Consider the following 21,467-nt stretch of genomic DNA (forward strand, 5'->3'; position numbering starts at 1 on the left):
GGCTACTCCTGGTGGGGGGTGGAATGTAGCGGAGCGAACGCGCCTTTGGTCAGGAGGGCCAGATCGCGGGGCGCAAGTTCAATCTCTAGCCCTCTGCGCCCCCCGCTGACAAATATGGTGTCGAAGTCCAATGCCGAGTCGTCAATAAAGGTTGTCAGCTGTTTTCTCTGGCCCAGGGGGCTGACACCACCCAGGACATAGCCGGTGGTGCGCTCGACCAACTGTTTGTCTGCCATCCCGGCTTTTTTCCCACCTGAGGCCCGGGCGATCAGTTTCATATTGAGCATGGTGGTCACCGGGACAATGGCAACCACCAGCTCCTTGCCGTCGATGGCCACAACCAGTGTTTTGAAGACCCGGGCGGGATCCACGCCGGTTTTCTCGGCGGCCTCGGTACCATAGCTCTCGCTGGCCGGGTCGTGGTCGTACTCATGGATGGTATGGGGTACAGAGGCTTTGCGCGCAGCGTTGATGCCAGGCGTCATGCTGGGCTCCTGAAAGACGGCAGAAACCGGGAATTAAAGCAGCTAAGCGGCATCACAACAACTGTCTGGCGTGGAGGCAAAACCCGATTCCCGGGTGGATTTTACCGGGCATGACATTTGACGCTCGACTTAAAGCGCCGTTATGACTATTTTTCGTACATTATAAATATTCAAACATCGATGGCGGTGTTCATGGAGCCTTCGTCGTCGAAATCTCAGGGAATGAAAAGCTTGAACGAAAACCGCACACCCCTGCGGCGCGCTGGCTGGGCTGCCGTGGTCTATCTGATCGCCGGCTTTGCCTGGATTGCGTTTTCCGACACTCTCGCGGAAACATGGTTTCCCGATCCGAAAACCCTCTCCGTCATCCAGACCTGGAAAGGCTCTTTCTTTGTGCTGATAACCGGGGTGATTCTCTTTTCTGTGTTGCTCCGCCAACTCACCAAGGATCGGGCCCTGCTCAACCTCCAGCACCGACAACGGCAAGCACTCCGTGAGCGCGAGCGTCAGCTCCAGATCCTGATGGACAATCTCCCGGGCATGGCTTATCGCTGCCTGTATGATCCCGACTGGACAATGAAATTTGTCTCCCAGGGATGCACCAAGCTGACTGGTTATGAGCCCGATGAGTTGGTCAACAACCGGGTCACCAGCTATGCGGCGCTGGTTAGCGACGCTTCTAATCAGCAACTGTTCGAGCAAGTCAGAGTGGCCCTGGAAAAAGAAGAATCGTTTTCCCTGGAATACGAGGTCACCCGAAAAGACGGCAGTCGTATCTGGGTCTGGGAGCGGGGACGAGGCGTTCAGGAGGACGATGGCTCGCTCCACCTGGAAGGCATCATTCTGGACATTTCTGACCGCAAAGTGCTGGAGACAGAGCTTGAGCAAATGGCCACTCGGGATCCCCTGACCGGTCTTCTGAACAGGCGGGAAATGTCCCGGGTGCTGGATGAGGAGCTTCAGAGAGCCCGACGTTACCAGCGACCCATGGCGGTACTCTGGGTGGATTTCGACCATTTCAAGGATGTGAATGACACCTACGGCCATGCTGCAGGTGACTCGGTTCTCAGGTCTATCAGCCGCCTGTTGCTGGGCAGCGTCCGCAGCGTCGATTCCATCGGTCGGTTTGGCGGAGAGGAGTTCGTGATTGTTTTGCCTGAAATGGATCTGGAGGAGGCCCAGGAAACGGCCGAGCGTTTGCGGCGCAAAGTGGCGGAAGAGCCGCAGCCGTTGGGGAATGGCGAGGCGGTGCCCCTGACCATCAGCGTGGGCGTTGCGGTCTACCCGGATCACGGGCAGACTGCTTCGACACTCTGCGCCGCCGCCGACAAAGCCATGTATCTGGCAAAGGATAGGGGCCGCAACTGTGTCGCCATGGCGCACCTGCACGACCAGGTCCATAATCAGTAGTGAGACTCGTGTCCTGGCAGGTGGAGGAGGTGACGTCCGCTTTGCTGCGGCCCGGCCAATGTGGCCCGGGCCGGTTCTGTTGAACATAGAAAAACAACAATCGTACTGAAAAAGGTTTGAGCCGATGAACCGACTTGCCCGCCGTGCCCTCCATAGCAGTCAGATTCCCGAGGATCTCGAATCCGTCACCTTTCGGGATGATGCCGGTGAAAATCCGGCAGCTGCCGGTGTCAGTCAGGAAACGGTTGATGCCCTGTGGCGCAGCGTCCAGAGCCTTTACCGGACCGGCGTGCACCCGGGTATCCAGATTTCCATCCGCCACAAGGGTGAGCAGGTTCTGCACCGGGCGATTGGCCATGCCAGTGGCAATGGCCCCCATGACCCGCGCGACGCCGCCAAGGTTCCGATGACGACTGATACCCCAATCTGCTACTTCTCCGCCTCCAAGGCGGTGACGGCATTGCTTATGCACATGCTGGCGGAACAGGGCCTGGTCAACCTGATGGATCCCGTCTCCTACTACTGCCCGGAGTTCGGGGTTAACGGGAAAAGGACCATCACCGTTCACCAGATTCTTTCTCACCGCGGGGGCATTCCTGCCATTCCACGGGAAACGCCGATTGATGTGCTGTGGGATAACGATGAAATCTGGCGTCTGCTCTGTGCTGCACGACCGGTGGAAGTGGACGGCGCCAAGGTGGCCTATCACGCCATCACCGGCGGTTTTGTCCTGCAGCGGGTATTGGAACGCGTCACGGGCGACACCATTGAAAAATACCTCGACAAGCATTTGCGTCGGCCCATGGGCATGAAATGGTTTACCTATGGCATTGCCCCGGAGCATCTCGATGAGCTGGCCTGCAATTACGCCACCGGACCAACGCCCCGTTTCCCCGTTTCCTGGGTTGTTAACCGCGCGCTGGGTGGCGATATCCGGACCGTCGAGCGGGTTACCAATGACCCGAGGTTCCAGGAAGCGGTGATTCCTGCGGGCAATCTGTGCGGCACCGCCGAGGAAATGGGCCGCTTCTTCCAGATGATGCTGAATGGCGGGCTCTGGAACGGCCGTCGTATCTGCAGCGAAATCACAATCCGCCGGGCCATTCAACAGTTCGGTTCGCTACAGATAGACCGCACCATGATGATACCCATGCGCTTCAGTGCCGGCATGATGCTGGGTGGCAATCCGGTGGGCCTCTGGGGTCAGAACAGCCGGTTTGCTTTCGGTCACGTCGGTCTGATCAACAAGCTGTGTTGGGCGGATGCGGCCCGTGATATTTCGGTCAGTCTGCTGAACACCGGCATCCCGATCGTCGGTCATCACCTGCCGGCACTGGCAAAGTTCGTCTATACCGTGGGCAATCGTTTTCCGCTCATACCCGAGCACCGGCGACCGCTGATCGCCGCCTGAGGCAAAGGGTTCAGAGCGTCCTGAGCTGGGCTTCGAGTATGCCCAGCACGGAGGACAGAATGTCCCTGAAATCCGTCAGGGTCTGGGTGCGCTGGATGACGTCTTCCCGGTTTTCATCAAGTCGCTCAAGCTTGGGCACAACCCGGCGTATGCCTTCTGTAATTACCTCATAGGGGTAGTGGTGGTCCTGGATACTGAGCTTGTTTATCTCGGCCACTTCCTGGCTGAAGATGCTGATGATGTCGTACAGCATGTCCTTGTGGTGAATGCTGCTGGCTTCCCAGTAGGCATCGTCCAGCAGTTCCAGTAGCGACAGATATTCACGGAGGGTATCCGCCACGGATGTCTGGGTCATGGGAGCTCCTGTCGGTGGGCAATGTCGTCTCTACAGGGAACTATAGCAGGGGTTCTGTCGTCTGGATGACAGGTGGTCCGGCAGAGCTGAAAATAAAAATGAAACTCTATTCATTTTAATTGCACTATGTCGGACAGTTGTGCAGACTTGCGTGATGGGAAAAGGATCTATCACGACTCATTGGACGAGAAGCCGAATGGACAAGCCCACACCCCCCAGTAACCAGCCCGCCTCCCGCGAGGTCAAGCTGGACCATCACGACAGCGTTCGCAATCATGTGCACCAGCAGGTGCGCTCTGAAGTTGAACGGCTGGAGCGCCGAATAGAAACCCTGCGTCTTGTCAAAGCACCCCACGCGGCCATCATGATCTCCACCTATGAACGCATGATCGACCGCAAGAAAGGCTTCCTGCAGAACTGGGACCTCAGGGATGGCGGCGCCGGCTAGCGGCCGGCGACAGGCACTGTTGTCCAGCTGGTAATCGCGTCGGCATCTTCCTGGTAGGTGCAATTGGCCGGATTCGGAATGGTGTCCTGCCCGTCGGTTGAGTCAGGGTCGTCAATGCGCGCTGGCTCGCCGTTCGAGGCAAAAATCCTCACCAGATCCATGTTGTAATCCAGCTCGACTCTCAGGCAGTCCGGGCTGTTGTCTCCCAGGCCATAACCTGGATAGCGATCGAGTGTGATCACCTCGGATTCGTCATTCTTTATAAACAGCGTGTCGGTGTTTTCGTCAATGAAATCCTGGCGCAGTTCAATGCTGCCATGGTTCCGACTCAGGTAGTCCGCGGTTGCAAACTCGGTGGGGCTGTAGCCCAGTGTCATGAAACTGTTGGCATCAAACCGGCTGCCTGCCAGCACGCTGACCAGTTCCGGCTGGGCCGCCTGCTCCTCTTCTTCAACACTGCGGCTGACATACTGGATCGTGCGATATACCTTGTTGTCGAGGTCCGAGCCTTCCGGGCCATCCGGCAGGTAACGCCAGTCGAGCGTCGGGTAGATCCAGAGCTGGTCGTTCAGCGGCAGATTGGCAATCACCGCCGACTGGTCTGTGAACCGGATCTGCGCGCCGTTGCCCCGGCTGTTGTAGGTGCCTGCGACACCATCTGCGATCCTCTGGCTGATGTATCGTTTGCCTTCCTGGAAATTGGTGACTTCGCCGGAGGCCAGCACCTGGTTCATCAGGTCCAGCGGGTTGCGCACGCTGTCATAGCTGGTGCCGGCGTCCGTTGGCGTGGCGCGGATGAAAACCTCGATGTGGCTGCGTATTTCCCCGGTGGTTTGCAGGTCGTCGGAATCGTCTGCTGCCGGCTGGATGCCCCGGTAAAAGTCCCAGAAACGGGTATTGCCGAGGTTGTCCGGTGCCACCTCCGTGTTTTCCAGGTTGAAGCTCGAGAACGTCAGATCCACATTGGTCGCCGGATTGAACGCGGAAGGTCCGGTATCCTCAAGTCCGCAGCCACTCAGGACAAGTGTGGTCATGGAAACAGCGGCGAAAATGCAGGAATGTCTCATTTCAGATGGCCCCGGGATGCGAAAAACGGTGTAAACGGCTAAAGTGAGTCACCGGGACGGTATAGCCCCGGCGTGGCTACTGACAGTAAAACAAAAAACCGGTATCTACCCTCGCGGAGATCACATTTTGCGGCAACGGCTTGAATTGGCGCTTCCAGCGGTGACGTCTTTGGTAGCGGTCCTGCTGTTCCTGGTCACGGCCATGATGCCGGCGTCGGCCAGTGCGGCCGGGCCCTGCCATGATGGCGAGATTGTACTGGACGGCGGTATCGAGAGTATCCGTGATCTGGGTGGCTGCATCTGGTATCTCGAGGACCCGGGGCAGGAACTGACCCTCGATGAGGTTCGCGCTCTCGAATCGGGTGCCTTTACCCGCCACGAAGGCGGCGTGTTGAACTTCGGCTACACGGAATCCGCATACTGGGTGCGCCTGGATCTCCGCTCCGCGGGCAATCCGGACCAGAACGGATGGATCCTTGAGCTTGCCCTGCCTCTGGTGGATGAAGTCACCCTGTTCATGGTCCGCGACGGGGATCTGGTCGATCAGCGACAGGCGGGTTATGAGGACAACTGGGTGGAACGGGACCTGGCTGTCCCCAACCCGACATTCCGCCTTTCACTGGCACCGGATTCCCTGAGCCACGTCTACTTGCGGGTGGTCAACACCAATACTTTCCGTCTGCCGATCAGCCTCTGGCATCCGGACAGCTACATCGAAAAAGTCTCGGTGGATGAGCTGGTGCGGGGCATCCTGCTTGGTTCGGTGCTGGCCATTCTTGCCTACAACCTGTTCGTCGCGGTCTCGGTTCGCGAGCGGAGCAACATCTATTACGTGCTCTACCTGGTCTTTGCGGCCATCTTTATCTTCACCGAACAGGTTCACGGTATCCAGCTTCTCGACAGCCGGCCCGCTCTGTTCGACAAGCAGTTCCTGCACTTCCAGATCATTCTGACCTGGTTCTGGGGCCTGCTGATGGCAAGGTCGCTGCTTGAAACCCGGGAACGGTCGGCCGATCTTGATCAGGTCATCCGCCTGTGCCTGTATTCGGTGGTTGCCACTTTCGTGCTGTCGCTGTTCCTGCCCTACCACGTGGCCATGGAATGGATTGTGGTTGGCTCCATTCTGCTGAGCCTGATTTTGATCGTGGTCAGTTACCTGTCCTGGCGCTATTACAATCCGGCGGCCCGTTCCTATTTTTTCGCCTGGACACTGGCGCTGGTGGGCTTCGGTATCTATGCCCTGACGGTGATGGGCATACTGCCATTGAACACCTTCACCGCTTACTCACCCCAGTTTGGTCTGACCGCGCAGATTATCCTGTTTTCTTTTGCCCTCGCAGACAGGATCAAGCAGGTCCAGGGCGAGGCCCTGGGCTGGAGCCAGCGGGCGTTGTCGAACCTTCAGCGTTACCAGTCGCTGTTCGATAACGCCATCGAGGGCGTGTTCCAGATGTCGCCGGACCGGCGATTTGTCACGGCCAATCCCGCCATGGCGCGCCTGCTGGGCTATAACAGCAGCCGCGAGTTGCTCAAGCGGAACCCGGACGTACTGGAAACCTGCATCGCCGACGAGCGGTTGCGGCGGCTGGTGATCGAGCAGCTGGAGGCCCGGGGCACGGTCAAGGGCATTGAGGCCCGATACCTTACCCGGGACGGTGACGAGCGCTGGGCGACCATCTCACTGCATACGGTGTATGACACCGAGGGTGAGCCGACCCATCTGGAAGGCACCTGCATCGACGCCACCGAAAGTCACAATCGCTTGAGGATCGAGAGGGAGCGCGAGCAGGAGCGTCTCGAGAAGGAGCTTGCCCGCAATTCCGCGGAGGCGAAAAGCCAGTTCCTGGCCAATATGAGCCATGAGATCCGCACACCGCTGGCAGCCATCATCGGTTACGGAGAAACGCTGCTTGATCCGGATCTCAGTGAACCGGAGAAAAGAAGCAGTGCCGAGACGGTGGTGCGCAGCGGCCGACATCTGCTGGACCTGGTCAACGACATCCTCGACCACTCGAAAATCGACGCCAACAAACTGGATGTGGACATCGTATCGGTCAATCTGCCGGAACTTCTTGACGAGATTCGCGCCTTCTTCGCGCCAAGAGCCCGGGAAAAAGGACTGGATTTCAGCATCATCTGCGAATACCCGTTGCCGGAGCAGGTGCGCACTGACCCCACCCGACTGCGCCAGATCATTATCAACCTGTGTGGTAATGCCCTTAAATTTACCGATAAGGGGTCCATTTCCCTGGTGGTCCGTTGTGATCGCGATCAGGAATTGCTCGTGGCCCGGGTCGTGGATACCGGCATTGGCATGAAGCCGGAGCAATTGGGGCGGCTGTTCGATCCCTTTGCCCAGGGCAGCGCCGCCATTTCCAGGCAATATGGTGGCACCGGCCTCGGGCTCAGCATTTCCCGGCGTCTGGCGGAAATGCTTGGCGGCAGTATCCGGGTGAACAGTACCTATGGCGAGGGCAGCGAGTTTGAGCTTTCGATCCGGACCGGGCCACTGGAACAGGTCCATTTCCTGCGCGATGCGTCGGAGCTCAGCCAGCGCCGCAGGGCCATACCCATGGTTGTCGCGCCGCGATTGTCAGGGCGTATCCTGTGTGCCGAGGACAATGAGGTGAACCGGCGGCTTGTTTCCCTGCTGGTGTCTCGAACCGGAGCCGAGCTTGTCCATGTGGGCAACGGAGCGGAAGCCCTGGAAATGGCGATTCGCGAACCCTTTGATCTGATCCTGATGGACATACAGATGCCGGTGATGAACGGCCGTGACGCGACGGCGGCACTTCGCGAAGCCGGGGTGAATACGCCAGTCATCGCGCTCACCGCCAATGTGATGTCCGAGGACATTGCCGACTATCGCCTGGCCGGCTGCAATGAACACCTGGCGAAGCCCATCGACAAGCAGCGCTTCTATGAAACACTGGGACGATACCTGTCGGTGACGCCGGCCTCCGCTAATGAACGAACCTCACGCTATCAGGGCAAGGTGCTGGTTGCCGAAGACAACACCGAAAACCGGCAGCTGGTAGAGCGTATGCTGCGCCGGGAAGGTCTGGACGTCGTGGCAGTGACCGGCGGCGAGGACGCGGTTCGGACTGCATTGTCCGATACGGTTCATCTGGTGCTGATGGACCGTCACATGCCGGGAATGGATGGTGTTGACGCCACCCGGTTGCTGCGCCAGGCCGGGTTCCGCCGGCCGGTGATTGCCTTTACAGCTGGCGATCAGCCGGAAACCGATGCATTGCTTGAGGCCGGTTGTGACGGCGTTTTGAACAAGCCCATTGATCAGTCCCACCTGACGGCCCTGCTGGACCGGCTGCTGGGCACGGGCCCCGTTTTCGCCGCGGATACTGGCGAAGACGCTGAAATTGCCCACCTGGTGGCACAGTTTCTTGATGGGCTTGCCGCGCGGCGGACCCGAATGGATGCCGCGCTGGCGGACGCAGATCGTGAAGCAATGAAAACCGAAGCCCACCAGATCAAGGGCACGGCGGGTGCCATGGGCTATCCGCTGATGACCCGACAGGCGGGTATACTGGAAGAGCTGCTGAAAGTCACTGAGCCGGACTGGGAACGTGTTCGCAGCGAACTGAAGGAACTCGGTGAAATGATAGACCGTGCCCTCGCCGCTGCGAAAACGCCAGGCTGACGTGTGTGAGTATGACCAACAGGAAGAACCCGATGAGTGAGCTGCCGGAACGCCGAGAACACCATTCCTTGAGCATGATGTATGGTACCTATGCCGACATCCTGTTTGTGTTGTTTCCCTTTCTGATTATCGGTATGCAACGGTTGTGGGAAGGCCGGCTTTACGAAACCCTGCTGCGACCGGACCTGAGCATCGCCGCCGCTATCCTTGCCGGTCTGGCTATCGGCAAGTTCGTGCTCGGTCTCGTGACCAACCGGGAGCTCGGGCGCTACAAGGAGCGGATTGTTTTCTTCATTGCCCTGACGCTTTTCGTGGTGCTGGGGCCGGCAATCATTCTGATCCTGAGTATACTGGGAAGCGCGGATGTACCCGGTTTTGTAACCTTTGTTCAGCCGATCCTTCTGATTATTGCGATATCCCTCTACACAACCGCTGTGAGCATCAGCAATATACTGACACGGTTTGGCATGGAGGACGGGACGACGGCCAATCCGGAGACCTCGCCACGCCCTGACTACAGTGACATGAGCGAGCCCCGACCAGCGCCGCTGGACCTGCCGCGGCGCACAGGCAACGACCCGACAGTTTGAGAGGAGCAACCCACATGACGGATCTGAAAGTGCTGGTAGTGGAAGATGAGCCTGTGATGCGAGAGCGGCTCGTGGATATGCTCTACAACGCTGGCGCAACCAAGGTGATCGAGTGTATTGACGCAGCTTCCGCCAGGACGGCTTTCAAAGCCGGGGAATTTCACATCATCCTGCTGGATCTGGGGTTGCCGGACGGCGATGGGCACGAACTGATGCTGGAATTCAAGGACGCCCGTGAGGAGCAGCACATTGTGCTGGTGACGGCGGACGATTCGATCGAGAGTATTCAGCGGGCGATCAGTGCCGGTGCTAACGGCTACGTGGTCAAGCCTTACTCCCAGGAAAAAATACACGATGTGGTCAACAATTACGCCATGGTTCACGGCGGCGATATGGCGATGATGCAGGGTCTGAACCGGCGCCACTGACCGGTTCAGACACGCGGCTTCTGAATCAGGCGACCTGCCGGGCAATCCATGAATTGTAACGGGTCGCCAATGCTCTGACGTACCTTGCCTCGGCGTCGTTCATATTGCCCAGGACGCCCTTGAAGATCCAGCCCCGCTCATACACTCCCAGCACCCGCTGTTCGTCATCCAGATTGACGCGCTGATTAAGTTTTTTGCAGATGGCATCCAGCAGCGGCAGCTTCTCCGGACGCTTGATCGGGCCCTGGCGATTGTTCATGGGCTGGTTTGCTGCGCGAGTTGTCGGATGTCTTTTCATGATGTTCTCCTTGTCGTTTTGCGGCTGCAAAAACAAAACCCCGGTGCCTGAAGCGACCGGGGTTTCGCGGAGAAGCTGACCCGGTCGCTACATAGGCTCCCGGGACTGACCGAAAGCCGTTAGATGTCTTTCACCATCGCGCGAACAGACTGCCCTGCATGGCAACCTGCTGCTGTGTAAGCGCTGAACTGTGGAATCATTCTGGTCATACCGGCTCTTATGTTTCGGTTCGACTACCAGTGTATAGGCTAATGGGCCGTTTGCAATAGCCCGGCTTCTTCGGCAAACCCCTACAGACGGCCTCCAGGGGCGCTTGGCATAATTCTTTCCGTCACGTGTTTTACGTTGTGCAATCCCGACTGCCTGCCGCGCCAGGCAGTTGATGGATCTCTCCTTTCTACGCAGCCTCTATGGCTGCGTTTTTTTTGGGTAGTGGAATCTTCGTAGCCATTACTTCTTACAGATTTTGCGGCCTGTCCCGGCGATAATTCGCACACTAATATTCGATTAATCGCCATCAACAGACAGAGGTTGAAACCTAGCAAAATGTCCGACGAAGCCGGATCTGCCAGTAAAAAGTTCCGTTCCCACGCATTGATTGAACTCGCCCTGATTATTGCACTTGGTCTTTACCTGCTGGTCGCGCAGGAGCAGGTCGTGGGTGAGAATCTGGTGTTTACCGTGACCGGAGCCGCGCTCATGGCCCTGGTGACCTACTGGACGCTGAATACCCTTCGGGATGGTCTCGAGGTCATCGCACTGCGTGTCCGTCACGCCAGGCACTGATCAACCGGGAATGCGTCAGGCCTGCCGGGTTTGACCCGTTAACGGCGCCAGTTCGTCCTGATTCGGCGCAATCCGTTCCCAGGTTTTGTGGAGAATCAGGGCATCGTTTGCGGCCCGATGCACAGGCAGGCCAAGCTCTGTAATCACCTGTTGGCGAAGTGCTGACCATTCGCGCACCTGCCTCGTGTCCAACAGCGCTGAAATGGATTCAAGCTGAAACGTTGGCGTTATGCGGGCGGCCTTGAACAAACGATGCAGCCAGAAACTGTCGAAGGTCCAGGCATCGCAAAACACCTGTTCCGGCAGCAGTTCGTTGAGGGCACTGGCGACTTCGCTCACCGCAATACCATCCGCTTCCAGGGTCTCGCGGGAAATGCCGTGAATCTGCTCAGCGCTTTGTGACCAGTCCTGCCACAGCACGTGGGGGCTGATCAGCCAGCTGTGGAGAGTGCCATCCGGCATGCAGATTCCCACCTCAATGGGGTAGCTCGCGATCAGATCAAGGCTTGATGCCTCGAAATCGATGAATGCCGGCTGGATAGTGGTCATGGAGTCAGTGTAGCTGATGAGTTGTTTTTCGCTGAGTTTACCCGCCCCGCAAGCGAGACGCGAACCCAACCTGTTCCTGCACTGTTACAATATGTCCATTCATTGTAAAAGCCCGATGACAGCAACAGGCCTCGGGCGCGACAGTAAACCAGCCAAATCCGAACCGCACCATACGGGGAGCCCGAATGACAGACACCGTAGTCGTTATCTATTCCGGAGGCATGGACTCCTACACCCTGCTGCATCTGGCCCGGGAGCGCGGCTACCAGGTTCATGCCCTGTCCTTCAACTACGGGCAGCGCCATGTCCGGGAGCTTGAGTGCGCGCGTTCGGTCTGTGAAGCGCTGGGTGTACCCCACAAGGTGATCGATATCCGCGCCATGAGTGAGGTGATGGCCGGCTCATCGCTGACCTCGGATATCGATGTGCCGGAAGGCCACTATGAAGAAGACAGCATGAAAGCGACCGTGGTGCCTAACCGAAACATGATTCTCCTGTCCCTGGCGACCGGTTACGCCGTGACCGCAGGTGCTGGCGCCGTCTGGTACGGAGCTCATGGTGGCGACCACGCTATCTACCCGGACTGTCGCCCGGAGTTTGTGGATAAAATGGACGCGGTCTGCCGCGTGGCCAACTACGAGCCGGTCGGCATTGAGGCGCCTTTCATGACCATGGACAAGGGTCAGATCCTGGCTGAAGGCCTGCGCCTGGGACTGGACTATGCACAGACCTGGACCTGCTACAACGGCCGGGAGCGGGCTTGTGGACGCTGCGGCTCCTGTGTTGAACGACTGGAAGCCTTCGCTGCCAATGGTGTCAAAGATCCCCTGGACTACGAGGCGGCAAGCTGATGTATCGGGTCAAGGAAGCCTTCTACACGTTGCAGGGTGAAGGTGCCCAGGCCGGGCGTGCTGCCGTGTTCTGTCGTTTCAGCAAGTGCAACCTTTGGACCGGTCGCGAGAAGGACCGCGCCACTGCCGTGTGCAATTTCTGTGATACCGATTTTGTCGGTACTGATGGCCAGAATGGTGGTCGCTTTGAAACCCCGGAGGAACTGGCCCGTCACATACGCAATCTTTGGCCGGAGGCACCCGGCAAGCCCTACGTGGTCTGCACCGGTGGCGAGCCCCTGCTGCAGCTGGATGCTCCCCTGATCGAGGCTCTGCACCGGGAAGGGTTCGAGGTAGGGGTAGAGACCAACGGTACCCTGCCCGCGCCCGAAGGCATCGACTGGCTCTGCGTCAGTCCGAAAGCCGATGCCCCGGTGGTGCTTGAGGCCTGTGACGAGCTGAAGCTGGTCTATCCCCAGCCCCTGGCGATGCCGGAGCGATTCCTGGGCATTCGCGCAAGCCATTATTTCCTGTCGCCGATGGCCTCTCCCTCGATACCGGAAACGGCTGTGGATGAGATCAAACAAAGCAATACCCGACGCGCCACCGATTATTGTCTCGCGCATCCGCAGTGGCGCCTGACCCTGCAAATGCACAAGATCATCGGCATCGACTGATTACCCCGTGGCCAGTGCCCGCCTGGCGGTAATCAGCCCGGGGCCGGGTTGCGAAATTCGGTAATGGCTGGGGCTGCTGCCGGTCCAGCGCTTGAAAGCCCGGGTGAAATTCGCCGCGTCGGCGTAACCGAGGGCATCGGCAATCTGGCTCAGATTCATGGTGGTACTGCGGAGCAGATCCTGTGCCCGTTCCAGGCGGACCTGATCTACCAGCTGCTGGAAACTGGCGTCTTCTTCCTGCAGCCGCCGCTTGAGCGTTCTCTCGGACACAAACAGGGTGGCCGCTACCCTGGCCAGTTTTGGCGGGAAGGGGTGGCTGGTCTCGATTACCCGTCGGACGCGACAGGCAAATCCGGCGTCTTCGGTCAGCTGCCGCAGCGCCTCCTCGCACTGGGCTTTGGACGAGGCCGCCAGTTGATCATCGGTGAAGCGCACGGGCAGGCTCAGACGGCCAACCGGAATCACCAGGGCATTCTCCGTAGCGCCGAATTCCACCGGCACCGGGATCTGTGAGCGGAAACGCTGGAAATAGGCCGGCTCCGTTCCCCGGCGAACAATCCGCAAACCGTCAATGACCGAGCCTGTCAACTGTGCCCCCATGGAAACGCAACCAAACAGCATGGCATCCATGATAAAGCCGTGCAGAGGCCCCAGGTCGATATCACAATGCACAACGTACCAGGCCAGGTTGCCGGTCTCCCGTTTGCAGACCCGAAGGTGAGGCACCCTTAGCGTCAGGTATCGGGTCATCAGCTCCATGGCATCGCCCAGGGTACGGCTACTCATGACGGCCGTACCCAGGGCGCCGTGCAGGGGCAGCTTCAGCTCCCTGGCGAGCATGATACCGAGTCCAGGTTCGCCGCTTTCGATAATGGCCCGGGTGACGAATTCGCTGGCCTGGGTCTGGCTCACCCGCCGATCGGTGGATTGCAGGCGGACGGGGTCAAGACCGACCCGGAGGAGGAGGTCTTGTTCGTCAACACCGATGGTGTTCAGCAGTTCGGCCAGAAGATGCAGGTAGATGGCCGGCATGCCCAGGTCCTGTGCCGTTGAAACGGAGGCGCGCATGGGATTTCCTCGTCTGATTCTGTTCTTGTTATGTCGCAGAACGCTTGGTTTCGACGATTATGGCGCCTCGCGGCTCGTTGCCCCATGACTTCGGTGACGGAATAAATGGCCTGAAAGGCCAATCATCGGCTGGTTGGCAGGAAGCATCCGGATCGATCACTGGCCATGACGGCGGACAAAGTGTTCCAGGGCTGCGGCAGATCGCCCGGGCGTTTCCAGCATCGGAAGATGCCCGACACCCCGGAACATGTGGATTTCTGCCTGAGGCGTGGCCGAGCTGAACCAGTCGACGCAGCGGGTCGGGGTAATCACGTCACGGTCGCCCCACTGAACCTGCAGTGGCGGTGTCTCGGGGCCCAGGTAGCGGGCCGGTGCCAGCGCGTCTGCCACCATGTCACTGAAGATATGACGGAGGGCCTTGGTGCGGCCCAGGAGGTCCGGTCCGAGGAGGCCGGCCATGGCAAGTCCGGAGACCGTGGGCTTGCCGGTGCCAACACTGTTGAACATACGGTAGACGCCTTTCCAGTCCCGTGGAATCAGGATGCCATCCCGGTCAGGCTTCAGGGGGGCGTGAATGTCTACCTCTTCATGTTCGGGGATGCCGGCGCTGTTGAGCAACGTCACCGAGCGGGGCGCCGGATCCAGTGTGTGGGCCAGTATTGCGGCAATCGCGCCACCCATGGAGCTGCCGGCCAGATGGATGTTGTCGGTGTTAACGCCGGCAAGCCACTGAGCCAGTCGACGGGCCTGGGTTTCGTAGCGGTAGCAGGCCTCCGGCCGGTAATCACTCTCCCCGAATCCCGGCAGATCCGGCGCCAGAAGATGCCAGTGTCTTGGCAGTCTTTGCAGCCACAGCCCCCAGTTTTCCTTCATGGCGGCAAAGCCATGAATCAGGACGATCGTCGGGCGGCCGACATCTGGCGATCCCCGTTCCAGGAAAACCATCTTGTGGCCATCGACCATGGTTTCACGGCGGCGGGCCTGGAGAAGAAATCGTTGTCCCGTGCGGGCAGCGGGCCAGAAGTTGGGGGCAGGAATTCTCATGGTTGTCAGCGATCACCGGTTTTGGGTCTGACCACCAGTCTACCGGGACCAGAATCCGGAGCCTTGGCCACAGTGCCCGTGGACGTCGGCGAATGGGCAACAGATTGCCCGTGACGGGGCATCGAAAGTCAGAGCTTCAGGTCGACAATCACCGGATTATGGTCGCTGGATCGCCAGGGTCCCCGGCCGGATGCCGGGTGATCGCTCCGGTAGTCGAGTACCCGGGGCTCATCGGCGTTCACCAGCCAGCTCCAGGCGCCCATGACCCTTGGTTTTAAGGTCTCGGAGGCGAGTGCGAAATCCAGCGAGCCCTTCTGACCACGGTAACGGTAGGTGTAGTGACCACAGTTCTTTTCGGTGCAGGGATGGAAATGGTGCACCATGCTGGTAAATCCTGCCTGCTCCAGCACCGCTATGGGATGTTCGCGGGCATAGCTGTTGAGGTCACCGATTATCAGGGTGCCGACTGAATGGTGCCTGCGGGTATCGCTGCCGGACCAGGCCGCCAGTGTTTTCGCTTCGTTGGTCCGCCGGCTTGCGTAGCAGCCCTGGCCATCGGCCTGGTCTTTATCATCGCCACGGGCGCCCCGACAGGATTTCGATTTCAGGTGAGGAACAATTACCCGAACGGTAGCATCACCGTCCGTTCGGCCGAAATCCTGAGCCAGGGGAGGCCGGCCTCCCGATTCAAATGGCCCTTTGGTAAGCCGTTCTGGCGGGCCAACGGCGCTAATCCGGTCGCTGCGGTAGAGCAGGCCGGTCCGGATCTCGTCATCGCCGTCCTGGCCGGGCGTGCTGACGAACCGCCAGGTGCCGCCCAGGGCCTCTGCAAGTTTCGCTATGGAACTTGCCGGTCCATAGCCGTCGTTCTCAAGTTCGGTCAGCGCAAGAATGTCCGGATCGGGGGCCAGAAGTGTGTTCACCAGTTGTTGTTGCTGGCGCCGGAATTCCGCCGGTGTCCCGGCCCCACGACTCGTTGGAAACTCGCCGCCCCGGCCATCTCCGTTAAAGAAATTACCAAGGTTCAGAGCCATGATCCGCACCGAAGCCTCATGCCGCGGCCCGGGTGCGGTTTCTCTGGGATTGGTGGCGAGGAAAGCCGGCTCCTGAGAAGGCTGGAGCCGCCAGGCATCGAAGCGGAAATCCAGCACACCGATGAGCCCTCTAATCTGATCACCGGCCCTTACGGTTGCCGAGGACAGGCCGCCCGGGGGCCAGGGTACCGGGCGGGGGTCTCTCCTGGACCGGTTGTCATCAAGCAGAACGCGGTTTGCCCCGTTCCGGGTGAATGCCCGGTGTGCTTCTTTGCCGGGGGGCAGGTATTCCGTAGGCTGGACCTGGTCTGAGGCCGCCAGCCCAAGCTCGCCGTAGCGAGCCAGGTTGTAGTTGTCCACCACCGTCAGGGGCTGGCGAAAGGTAACTCTCATGTTCTCCAGATGTTCCGGATCGACGGTCCAGGGCAGGGTGATGGCAATGGGCGCTGGAAGCGGCCCACGCCCGCACGCCCGGATGCTCCGAACCGACACCAGTTCGGTCAGCCCGTGGTATTCCTTCACCTTTCCGGTTACCCGCACTCGCATGCCGACATCGGCGATTTCACGATCGGTGTAAATAAACAGCGCTTCGGAAGTGGCGGGATTCCCGTCGGTCTGATGGTCGGCCTGCTGCAGGTAAAAACCACCAAAGCCGCCCTTTGCCCGGGAATCCTGGGTCAGGATGCCCTCGACGGTGACGGTAGCTCCTGCCATGGGTGAGGTCGGGCCAGTTCCCTGGACCCGGGAAATCGGCGTTGCGGGATCACCGCAGACCGATTCTGCCCTCCCTGCTGCGGGCAGAAACGACAGAATCAGAACGCCGAGAAAGACATACCGCCAGGTCCCAGAGCTCACACTGGCGGTTTAGCTGAGGCCGGCAACGGCTTTGAGGGCCTGTTCGCGTTTGCTGCCAAATCCCAACTGGTCGGGATTGGCCAACTCAAGCTGTTGCACCAGAGGATCCGGGTGCTGATTGTCGAAGGTAATACCGAGCCGTGACAGCACGTAGGGGGCAAGCGCGGCACGGGTAGCAACTTCCAGACGACCATGTTCCATGCCGTAGTCACGGGCAATGATCTCTTGCTGGGCTTGGGTCAGGCGCTGATCCGGGGTGACCACCAGGGTAACCTGCCGGTTCCAGTGCTCGTCCTGGTCCCGGGTGTGTCTGGCACGCTGCCGGAGGGCCTCCGGCGAGGTCCGGAATCGGCTCAGGGCGAAATCCCGGAATTCCCGGTTTGAGTCGCACCATGCCCGCAAATGCCAGCTGTCGCCGGCACAAACCAGAGTATGCGGCTCAAGTATGCTTTCCACCGCTTCCGGTCGGCTCAGGGAGGCATAGCTGGCCCGCAGCTGTCTTCCCTGTCGTGTTGCCGTCACCACCGCACGCATGGTTTCGGGCGCGATGACCCGATTCGGACCCTGGACCACGGTGCTGTCCGGCAGGCCAATGTTCAGGGATTCAAACGTGGTGCTCAGGTTTTGCTGGCGGGCAAGCAGGTCCAGATATTCATTGACCACGCCTCGGGTGACCACCGGGCGAAATCTATCGGCCGGGACATAACCTTTCAGGTGACGGTCGTAAACCAGATTGCCCGGCGCCAGTTCGCGAAGATAGGTGTTGATATCCTTGGACGCCTGCTGACGACCGATCCCGAAACTGTGGCAGATGTGGTTGGTAGTCAGACGACCTTCCCACAGGGCAATCGTTTCGATAAGTCGATAGCGAAGCAGCAGATCCCAGCGGATGGGCCAGTCCGTTTTTTTCATAACCAGGCGCTCACGGTCCAATGAATAGCTCGTTTTCATGTTACCTGCTCCGGCACTCATGGTCTGTTACGGCGCATTAATGTAAAACCCTGTTAAACCGCTACACGGCGGCCTTTGCGGGTTTTTGTGATGCAGTTAACGGGTTTCGGGAAGTGCCTAGTGGCTTCACTTCCCGCTACTGATCTAATACGTCGCCGGCAAAGTCCGGGACTTGCTGCTATTTTGTCTGTCATTCAATCCAGAATACCCTGTAACGCCCGGAGCCGCTGTAATGACCCGAATGGTCACCTCCCTGTCTGCCCTGATTCTAAGCATTATTTTGCTGGTCAGCGGCAATGCATTCCTGATGACACTGCTGGGCATCCGTCTGAGTATCGAGGCGATATCGCCGGATATTATCGGCTGGATTCTGGTCTGCTATTCCATCGGTTTTGTGTTGGGTACGCTCTACGTTCACCGAATTATCGGCCGGGTTGGTCATATCCGGGCGTTCGCGGTGTTTGCCGCCGCTGCCGCTGTCACGTCGTTACTCTATCCGATGGCCGTTTCCGAGATTTTCTGGGCTGTTCTGCGGGTACTCTCCGGGTTCAGTATTGCCGGTGTGCTGGTGGTCATCGAGAGCTGGTTCTCCAGCCGTGCCACCAATGCCAACCGCGGTGCGTTGTTTGCGGTGTACCAGATTGTGTTTTACCTCTCCGCCGCTGGTGGCCAGCTCATTGTGAACATTGGCGACCCGGCCAACTTCATGCCGTTTTCGATTGCTGCGATTCTGTTGGCGCTGGCCCTGATGCCGCTTGCACTGACAAAAATGGAGGCGCCGGTCATTGAACAGGTCCAGCGCATCTCGTTTTTTACCCTGGCCAGGGAGTCCTTCACCGGTGTTGCCGGTGCCGTGATCTGCGGCGTCATGATTGGCGGTTTCTATGCGCTCGGGCCGGTGTACGCAACCCTGGTCGGGCTGGACGTTGCCAGGACATCCACGTTCATGGCCAGTGCCATTGTCGCGGCCATGATCCTTGCCTGGCCGCTGGGCCGGCTCTGTGACCGTTTCGACCGCCGCCGGGTGATGTTCTGGATTGCCGTGTTGGCCGCGTCCGCAGCGGGTGGTGTTGGCGTCCTGGGGGCTGCCAACCCTTGGTTGCTGACCCTGCTGGTCGGTCTGTTCACCGGCCTTTCGGCCGCCCTTTATCCGGTCGCGGTGGCAATCACCAATGACCGTATGGAAAGTACCCGCATCGTTGCAGCCAGCGCCACGCTGCTGCTCAGTTACGGTGTTGGCAGCGTCATCGGGCCGGTTGTCATGGCTGAACTGATCAACCTTCTGGGACCGAAAGGCCTGTTTTTCGGCAATGCCGGTTTCCTGTTGGTGCTGGCGGTGATTACCAGTTACCGGATCAGCCATACCGAAGACGTTGCCGTGGCGGATCAGGAGCACTTCGTGCCAGCCATGCCGGAGGCCTCGCCGGTGCTTGCCGAGATGGATCCACGAAATACCGAGTTCCACGAGTCTCCTGAAGTCGAGGAGATGCAGGAAGAGCAGCGTCAGGCCAGTTGACTCTGCTCTCGGTATTCCCCGATTTTGTTTTTACTTTCATATCTGTTTTTATTTCAATGGTTAGCATACTATTGGTGACATTTCCGATAATGTGAATTATTGGCCGAGTGCGCGGCTGCGCCAGGCCCGGGCCAAGCCCCTTTGTTTATGGAGTGACGACAAATGAGAGACCAGTTTCCTTTTGCGGTAGCGCGGGTCACCCGGCGCTGGAGAAAAATGCTCGATGAGCGCCTGAAGGACCTGGGCGTCACCCAGGCGCGCTGGAGCACGATGGTGTACCTGGAAAAAGGCGGTGAGGGCCTCACACAGCGTGAGCTGGCAAGCCTGATGGCGATCGAGAATCCGACCCTGGTTCGACTGCTGGACAGTCTCGAGCAACAGAATTTGATTGAGCGCCGGCCCTGCCCGAACGATCGCCGTGCGCGGCGGCTGCATCTGACCAACGCCGGCCGGGCGTTTATGGATGACCTTTCCGAGCGAGCCGAGGTGCTGCGCGAGGAAATGCTGGAAGGCATCAGCGACAAAGAGATCGAGTGCACCGTAAAGGTGTTCCACAAGATCCTGGAAAACGCCGAAAAGCAGAAATAACCCTTGGCTGATAACTCAGTTGAGGGCCTGAAAGCCCGCTACGGGGATCGCTGGCGTTGGCTGGCGGTGGCCACGGTGATGATAGGCACCATGGCTACCGTACTCAGCGCCACCGTAGTCAACGTGGCGTTGCACGATATCATGGTGGAGTTCGGCATTCGCCAGGGCCAGGTTCACTGGCTGGCAACGGGCTTTATCGCCGCCATGACCACCACCATGCTGGCCTCCTCCTGGCTGCTGGATCACTTCGGGGTTCGCAAGACCCTTGCCGTAGCCATGTTTCTCTTTACCCTGATTTCCCTTGCCGGCGGTTTTGCCGAGACGCCGGGGCAGCTTATCGCCGCCCGGATCGGCCAGGGTGCCATGGCCGGCCTGATGCAGCCCATGGGCATGTATCTGGTGTTCCGGATTTTCCCCCGCGATCGCCGCGGCCAGGCCATGGGTATCTACGGTATGGGGGTGATTCTGGCCCCGGCCCTCGGTCCGGTGCTGGGAGGCTTTCTGGTTGATCAGCTGGACTGGCGCTACGTGATGTTTGCACCGGCTCCGGTCACGTTGCTGGGTGTTTTCATGGCCTGGCGCTTCCTGCCCTTGCCGGTGTCCCGGCCAGCCCCCTATCGCTTTGACCTCCCCGGCCTTGTATTGCTCGGGTTTACCATCGCCCTGTCGCTCGATGCTCTGAACCGGTTGCAACAGGCGGCAGGCCAGAAGAGCTGGATCCTGATCGAAGGGCTACTGGCCCTCGGCGGGCTGCTGCTCTTCATACTGCGTGAGCGACAAACTGCCCATCCTCTGGTGAACATTGCCCTGCTGCGCAAGCCGGTTTTTGTTTTCGCCTGCCTGGGTGCCATGGCACTGGGGCTGGCGCTGTTCGGATCCACCTACCTCATTCCTTTGTTCGTACAGACAGCTCTGGGCTTCAGCGCAACGGAGGCAGGTTTGCTGATGCTGCCTGCGGGTATTGTCCTGGGTATGACGTTTCCGTTGGCCGGCCGCATGGCCGACAGGCACAGTGCCAGGGGTTTGGTGGTGTTCGGTATTGGGGCATTTGCCCTTTCCGCCGTGCTGTTCGCGCTGTCCGATCTCGAGCTCGCCTTTGGCTGGCTGGTGCTCTGGACAGTGCTGGGCCGCATCGGTATCGGTTTCATGCTCCCGGCCCTCTCGACCGGCGCCCTGAATCCGCTGGAGCCACAGGAGCTGGGGGCCGGCTCGAGCACGCTTAACTTCATGCGCCAGCTCGGTGGCGCCTTTGGCGTTAACCTGGTGGCACTGACCATTGAATTTGGTGAGCACACCTCCGGGATGCCCACGATCAACGCGTTTCACTCGGCCTGGTGGCTGGTAGCGGCATTCGTAGCGGTTGCGGCGATCCCGGTGTGGCGAATGCGGGTCTAGGAAGACCTGTGGTTGCGGCCC

Annotated in this window: 21 protein-coding genes; 12 read left to right on the forward strand and 9 right to left on the reverse strand. The window is 59.3% G+C overall.

The genetic code is table 11. The annotated features are described in order from the left end of the window. Window positions 1-2 precede the first annotated feature (2 nt). Window positions 3-485, reverse strand: coding sequence for a Cys-tRNA(Pro) deacylase (gene ybaK / locus ACGK9W_RS17180; protein WP_008176781.1), 483 nt, complete (start codon window positions 483-485; stop codon window positions 3-5). Between the two features lie 222 nt (window positions 486-707). On the opposite strand from ybaK, the gene ACGK9W_RS17185 reads away from it, so the two are divergent. Both ACGK9W_RS17185 and ACGK9W_RS17190 read left to right on the forward strand, forming a co-directional pair. After that, complete coding sequence (locus tag ACGK9W_RS17185) at window positions 708-1,895, forward strand: diguanylate cyclase (protein ID WP_273084107.1); 1,188 nt, start codon at window positions 708-710, stop codon at window positions 1,893-1,895. Window positions 1,896-2,019: 124 nt separating this feature from the next. Next, window positions 2,020-3,306, forward strand: coding sequence for a serine hydrolase (locus ACGK9W_RS17190; protein ID WP_053113496.1), 1,287 nt, complete (start codon window positions 2,020-2,022; stop codon window positions 3,304-3,306). 10 nt (window positions 3,307-3,316) lie between these two features. Here ACGK9W_RS17190 and ACGK9W_RS17195 read toward each other — a convergent pair whose 3' ends face one another. Then, the gene (locus ACGK9W_RS17195; RefSeq protein ID WP_008176786.1) at window positions 3,317-3,661 is read right to left on the reverse strand and encodes a hypothetical protein; all 345 of its coding nucleotides are present in this window, start codon (window positions 3,659-3,661) and stop codon (window positions 3,317-3,319) included. A 196-nt stretch (window positions 3,662-3,857) separates the two neighbouring features. On the opposite strand from ACGK9W_RS17195, the gene ACGK9W_RS17200 reads away from it, so the two are divergent. Beyond that, entirely contained in the window at window positions 3,858-4,109 is a 252-nt protein-coding gene (locus ACGK9W_RS17200) for a hypothetical protein (RefSeq protein ID WP_008176788.1), read from the forward strand. Here the strand turns inward: ACGK9W_RS17200 and ACGK9W_RS17205 are convergent. Beyond that, window positions 4,106-5,176 (reverse strand): hypothetical protein, encoded by a 1,071-nt coding sequence (locus ACGK9W_RS17205; protein WP_008176790.1) that lies wholly within the window; start codon window positions 5,174-5,176, stop codon window positions 4,106-4,108. The genes ACGK9W_RS17200 and ACGK9W_RS17205 overlap by 4 nt on opposite strands. 202 nt (window positions 5,177-5,378) lie before the next feature. Between ACGK9W_RS17205 and ACGK9W_RS17210 the strand changes: the two genes are divergently transcribed. Genes ACGK9W_RS17210 through ACGK9W_RS17220 form a run of 3 tightly spaced genes read left to right on the forward strand, consistent with a single transcriptional unit; the run spans window position 5,379 to window position 9,855 of the window. Further along, on the forward strand, window positions 5,379-8,837 hold the full coding sequence (locus tag ACGK9W_RS17210; protein WP_405421093.1) for a response regulator: 3,459 nt from the start codon (window positions 5,379-5,381) through the stop codon (window positions 8,835-8,837). A 32-nt stretch (window positions 8,838-8,869) separates the two neighbouring features. Further along, window positions 8,870-9,427, forward strand: a complete 558-nt coding sequence (locus ACGK9W_RS17215) for a hypothetical protein (protein ID WP_041645885.1) — start codon at window positions 8,870-8,872, stop codon at window positions 9,425-9,427. A gap of 14 nt (window positions 9,428-9,441) precedes the next feature. Further along, a complete protein-coding gene (locus tag ACGK9W_RS17220; RefSeq protein WP_008176796.1) occupies window positions 9,442-9,855 on the forward strand; it encodes a response regulator in 414 nt (137 codons plus the stop codon). A 25-nt stretch (window positions 9,856-9,880) separates the two neighbouring features. Here ACGK9W_RS17220 and ACGK9W_RS17225 read toward each other — a convergent pair whose 3' ends face one another. Next, window positions 9,881-10,153, reverse strand: coding sequence for a hypothetical protein (locus ACGK9W_RS17225; RefSeq protein WP_041645887.1), 273 nt, complete (start codon window positions 10,151-10,153; stop codon window positions 9,881-9,883). Between the two features lie 546 nt (window positions 10,154-10,699). Between ACGK9W_RS17225 and ACGK9W_RS17230 the strand changes: the two genes are divergently transcribed. After that, a complete protein-coding gene (locus ACGK9W_RS17230; RefSeq protein ID WP_008176800.1) occupies window positions 10,700-10,939 on the forward strand; it encodes a hypothetical protein in 240 nt (79 codons plus the stop codon). Between the two features lie 15 nt (window positions 10,940-10,954). Here the strand turns inward: ACGK9W_RS17230 and ACGK9W_RS17235 are convergent, their stop codons facing one another. Continuing rightward, window positions 10,955-11,488 (reverse strand): hypothetical protein, encoded by a 534-nt coding sequence (locus ACGK9W_RS17235; RefSeq protein ID WP_014578938.1) that lies wholly within the window; start codon window positions 11,486-11,488, stop codon window positions 10,955-10,957. A 185-nt stretch (window positions 11,489-11,673) separates the two neighbouring features. Between ACGK9W_RS17235 and queC the strand changes: the two genes are divergently transcribed. Continuing rightward, a complete protein-coding gene (queC, locus tag ACGK9W_RS17240) occupies window positions 11,674-12,339 on the forward strand; it encodes a 7-cyano-7-deazaguanine synthase QueC (RefSeq protein WP_008176806.1) in 666 nt (221 codons plus the stop codon). Next, window positions 12,339-12,995 (forward strand): 7-carboxy-7-deazaguanine synthase, encoded by a 657-nt coding sequence (gene queE, locus ACGK9W_RS17245; protein ID WP_008176809.1) that lies wholly within the window; start codon window positions 12,339-12,341, stop codon window positions 12,993-12,995. Before queC ends, queE begins: the two co-directional genes overlap by 1 nt. Here the strand turns inward: queE and ACGK9W_RS17250 are convergent, their stop codons facing one another. The 4 genes from ACGK9W_RS17250 to ACGK9W_RS17265 form a co-directional block, all read right to left on the reverse strand. Next, the gene (locus ACGK9W_RS17250; RefSeq protein ID WP_008176811.1) at window positions 12,996-14,063 is read right to left on the reverse strand and encodes an AraC family transcriptional regulator; all 1,068 of its coding nucleotides are present in this window, start codon (window positions 14,061-14,063) and stop codon (window positions 12,996-12,998) included. A 156-nt stretch (window positions 14,064-14,219) separates the two neighbouring features. Continuing rightward, window positions 14,220-15,107 carry an alpha/beta fold hydrolase gene (locus ACGK9W_RS17255; RefSeq protein ID WP_053113502.1) on the reverse strand — a complete coding sequence of 296 codons (888 nt, stop codon included), beginning with the start codon at window positions 15,105-15,107 and terminating at the stop codon, window positions 14,220-14,222. A gap of 128 nt (window positions 15,108-15,235) precedes the next feature. After that, window positions 15,236-16,855: an ExeM/NucH family extracellular endonuclease gene (locus ACGK9W_RS17260; RefSeq protein ID WP_405417836.1), complete on the reverse strand. Its 1,620-nt coding sequence runs from the start codon at window positions 16,853-16,855 to the stop codon at window positions 15,236-15,238. Between the two features lie 150 nt (window positions 16,856-17,005). Beyond that, window positions 17,006-17,908: a YafY family protein gene (locus tag ACGK9W_RS17265; RefSeq protein ID WP_175497395.1), complete on the reverse strand. Its 903-nt coding sequence runs from the start codon at window positions 17,906-17,908 to the stop codon at window positions 17,006-17,008. 271 nt (window positions 17,909-18,179) lie between these two features. Here ACGK9W_RS17265 and ACGK9W_RS17270 point away from each other — a divergent pair, with 271 nt between their 5' ends. The 3 genes from ACGK9W_RS17270 (at window position 18,180) to ACGK9W_RS17280 (ending at window position 21,446) form a co-directional block, all read left to right on the forward strand. After that, window positions 18,180-19,463, forward strand: a complete 1,284-nt coding sequence (locus ACGK9W_RS17270; protein ID WP_405417839.1) for an MFS transporter — start codon at window positions 18,180-18,182, stop codon at window positions 19,461-19,463. 162 nt (window positions 19,464-19,625) lie between these two features. Then, window positions 19,626-20,051, forward strand: a complete 426-nt coding sequence (locus ACGK9W_RS17275) for a MarR family transcriptional regulator (protein WP_008176821.1) — start codon at window positions 19,626-19,628, stop codon at window positions 20,049-20,051. A 3-nt stretch (window positions 20,052-20,054) separates the two neighbouring features. Beyond that, complete coding sequence (locus ACGK9W_RS17280) at window positions 20,055-21,446, forward strand: MDR family MFS transporter (RefSeq protein ID WP_053113508.1); 1,392 nt, start codon at window positions 20,055-20,057, stop codon at window positions 21,444-21,446. Window positions 21,447-21,467: the final 21 nt, after the last annotated feature.

Source organism: Marinobacter flavimaris, assembly GCF_045057155.1.
GTDB lineage: Bacteria > Pseudomonadota > Gammaproteobacteria > Pseudomonadales > Oleiphilaceae > Marinobacter > Marinobacter manganoxydans.

What these genes read in the sequence shown, in the direction of transcription:
- ybaK (WP_008176781.1), bottom strand. Translation starts at nt 485, where the DNA reads ATGACGCCTGGCATCAACGCTGCGCGCAAAGCCTCTGTACCCCATACC.
- ACGK9W_RS17185 (WP_273084107.1), top strand. Translation starts at nt 708, where the DNA reads ATGAAAAGCTTGAACGAAAACCGCACACCCCTGCGGCGCGCTGGCTGG.
- ACGK9W_RS17190 (WP_053113496.1), top strand. Translation starts at nt 2,020, where the DNA reads ATGAACCGACTTGCCCGCCGTGCCCTCCATAGCAGTCAGATTCCCGAG.
- ACGK9W_RS17195 (WP_008176786.1), bottom strand. Translation starts at nt 3,661, where the DNA reads ATGACCCAGACATCCGTGGCGGATACCCTCCGTGAATATCTGTCGCTA.
- ACGK9W_RS17200 (WP_008176788.1), top strand. Translation starts at nt 3,858, where the DNA reads ATGGACAAGCCCACACCCCCCAGTAACCAGCCCGCCTCCCGCGAGGTC.
- ACGK9W_RS17205 (WP_008176790.1), bottom strand. Translation starts at nt 5,176, where the DNA reads ATGAGACATTCCTGCATTTTCGCCGCTGTTTCCATGACCACACTTGTC.
- ACGK9W_RS17210 (WP_405421093.1), top strand. Translation starts at nt 5,379, where the DNA reads ATGATGCCGGCGTCGGCCAGTGCGGCCGGGCCCTGCCATGATGGCGAG.
- ACGK9W_RS17215 (WP_041645885.1), top strand. Translation starts at nt 8,870, where the DNA reads ATGAGTGAGCTGCCGGAACGCCGAGAACACCATTCCTTGAGCATGATG.
- ACGK9W_RS17220 (WP_008176796.1), top strand. Translation starts at nt 9,442, where the DNA reads ATGACGGATCTGAAAGTGCTGGTAGTGGAAGATGAGCCTGTGATGCGA.
- ACGK9W_RS17225 (WP_041645887.1), bottom strand. Translation starts at nt 10,153, where the DNA reads ATGAAAAGACATCCGACAACTCGCGCAGCAAACCAGCCCATGAACAAT.
- ACGK9W_RS17230 (WP_008176800.1), top strand. Translation starts at nt 10,700, where the DNA reads ATGTCCGACGAAGCCGGATCTGCCAGTAAAAAGTTCCGTTCCCACGCA.
- ACGK9W_RS17235 (WP_014578938.1), bottom strand. Translation starts at nt 11,488, where the DNA reads ATGACCACTATCCAGCCGGCATTCATCGATTTCGAGGCATCAAGCCTT.
- queC (WP_008176806.1), top strand. Translation starts at nt 11,674, where the DNA reads ATGACAGACACCGTAGTCGTTATCTATTCCGGAGGCATGGACTCCTAC.
- queE (WP_008176809.1), top strand. Translation starts at nt 12,339, where the DNA reads ATGTATCGGGTCAAGGAAGCCTTCTACACGTTGCAGGGTGAAGGTGCC.
- ACGK9W_RS17250 (WP_008176811.1), bottom strand. Translation starts at nt 14,063, where the DNA reads ATGCGCGCCTCCGTTTCAACGGCACAGGACCTGGGCATGCCGGCCATC.
- ACGK9W_RS17255 (WP_053113502.1), bottom strand. Translation starts at nt 15,107, where the DNA reads ATGAGAATTCCTGCCCCCAACTTCTGGCCCGCTGCCCGCACGGGACAA.
- ACGK9W_RS17260 (WP_405417836.1), bottom strand. Translation starts at nt 16,855, where the DNA reads ATGGCAGGAGCTACCGTCACCGTCGAGGGCATCCTGACCCAGGATTCC.
- ACGK9W_RS17265 (WP_175497395.1), bottom strand. Translation starts at nt 17,908, where the DNA reads ATGAAAAAAACGGACTGGCCCATCCGCTGGGATCTGCTGCTTCGCTAT.
- ACGK9W_RS17270 (WP_405417839.1), top strand. Translation starts at nt 18,180, where the DNA reads ATGACCCGAATGGTCACCTCCCTGTCTGCCCTGATTCTAAGCATTATT.
- ACGK9W_RS17275 (WP_008176821.1), top strand. Translation starts at nt 19,626, where the DNA reads ATGAGAGACCAGTTTCCTTTTGCGGTAGCGCGGGTCACCCGGCGCTGG.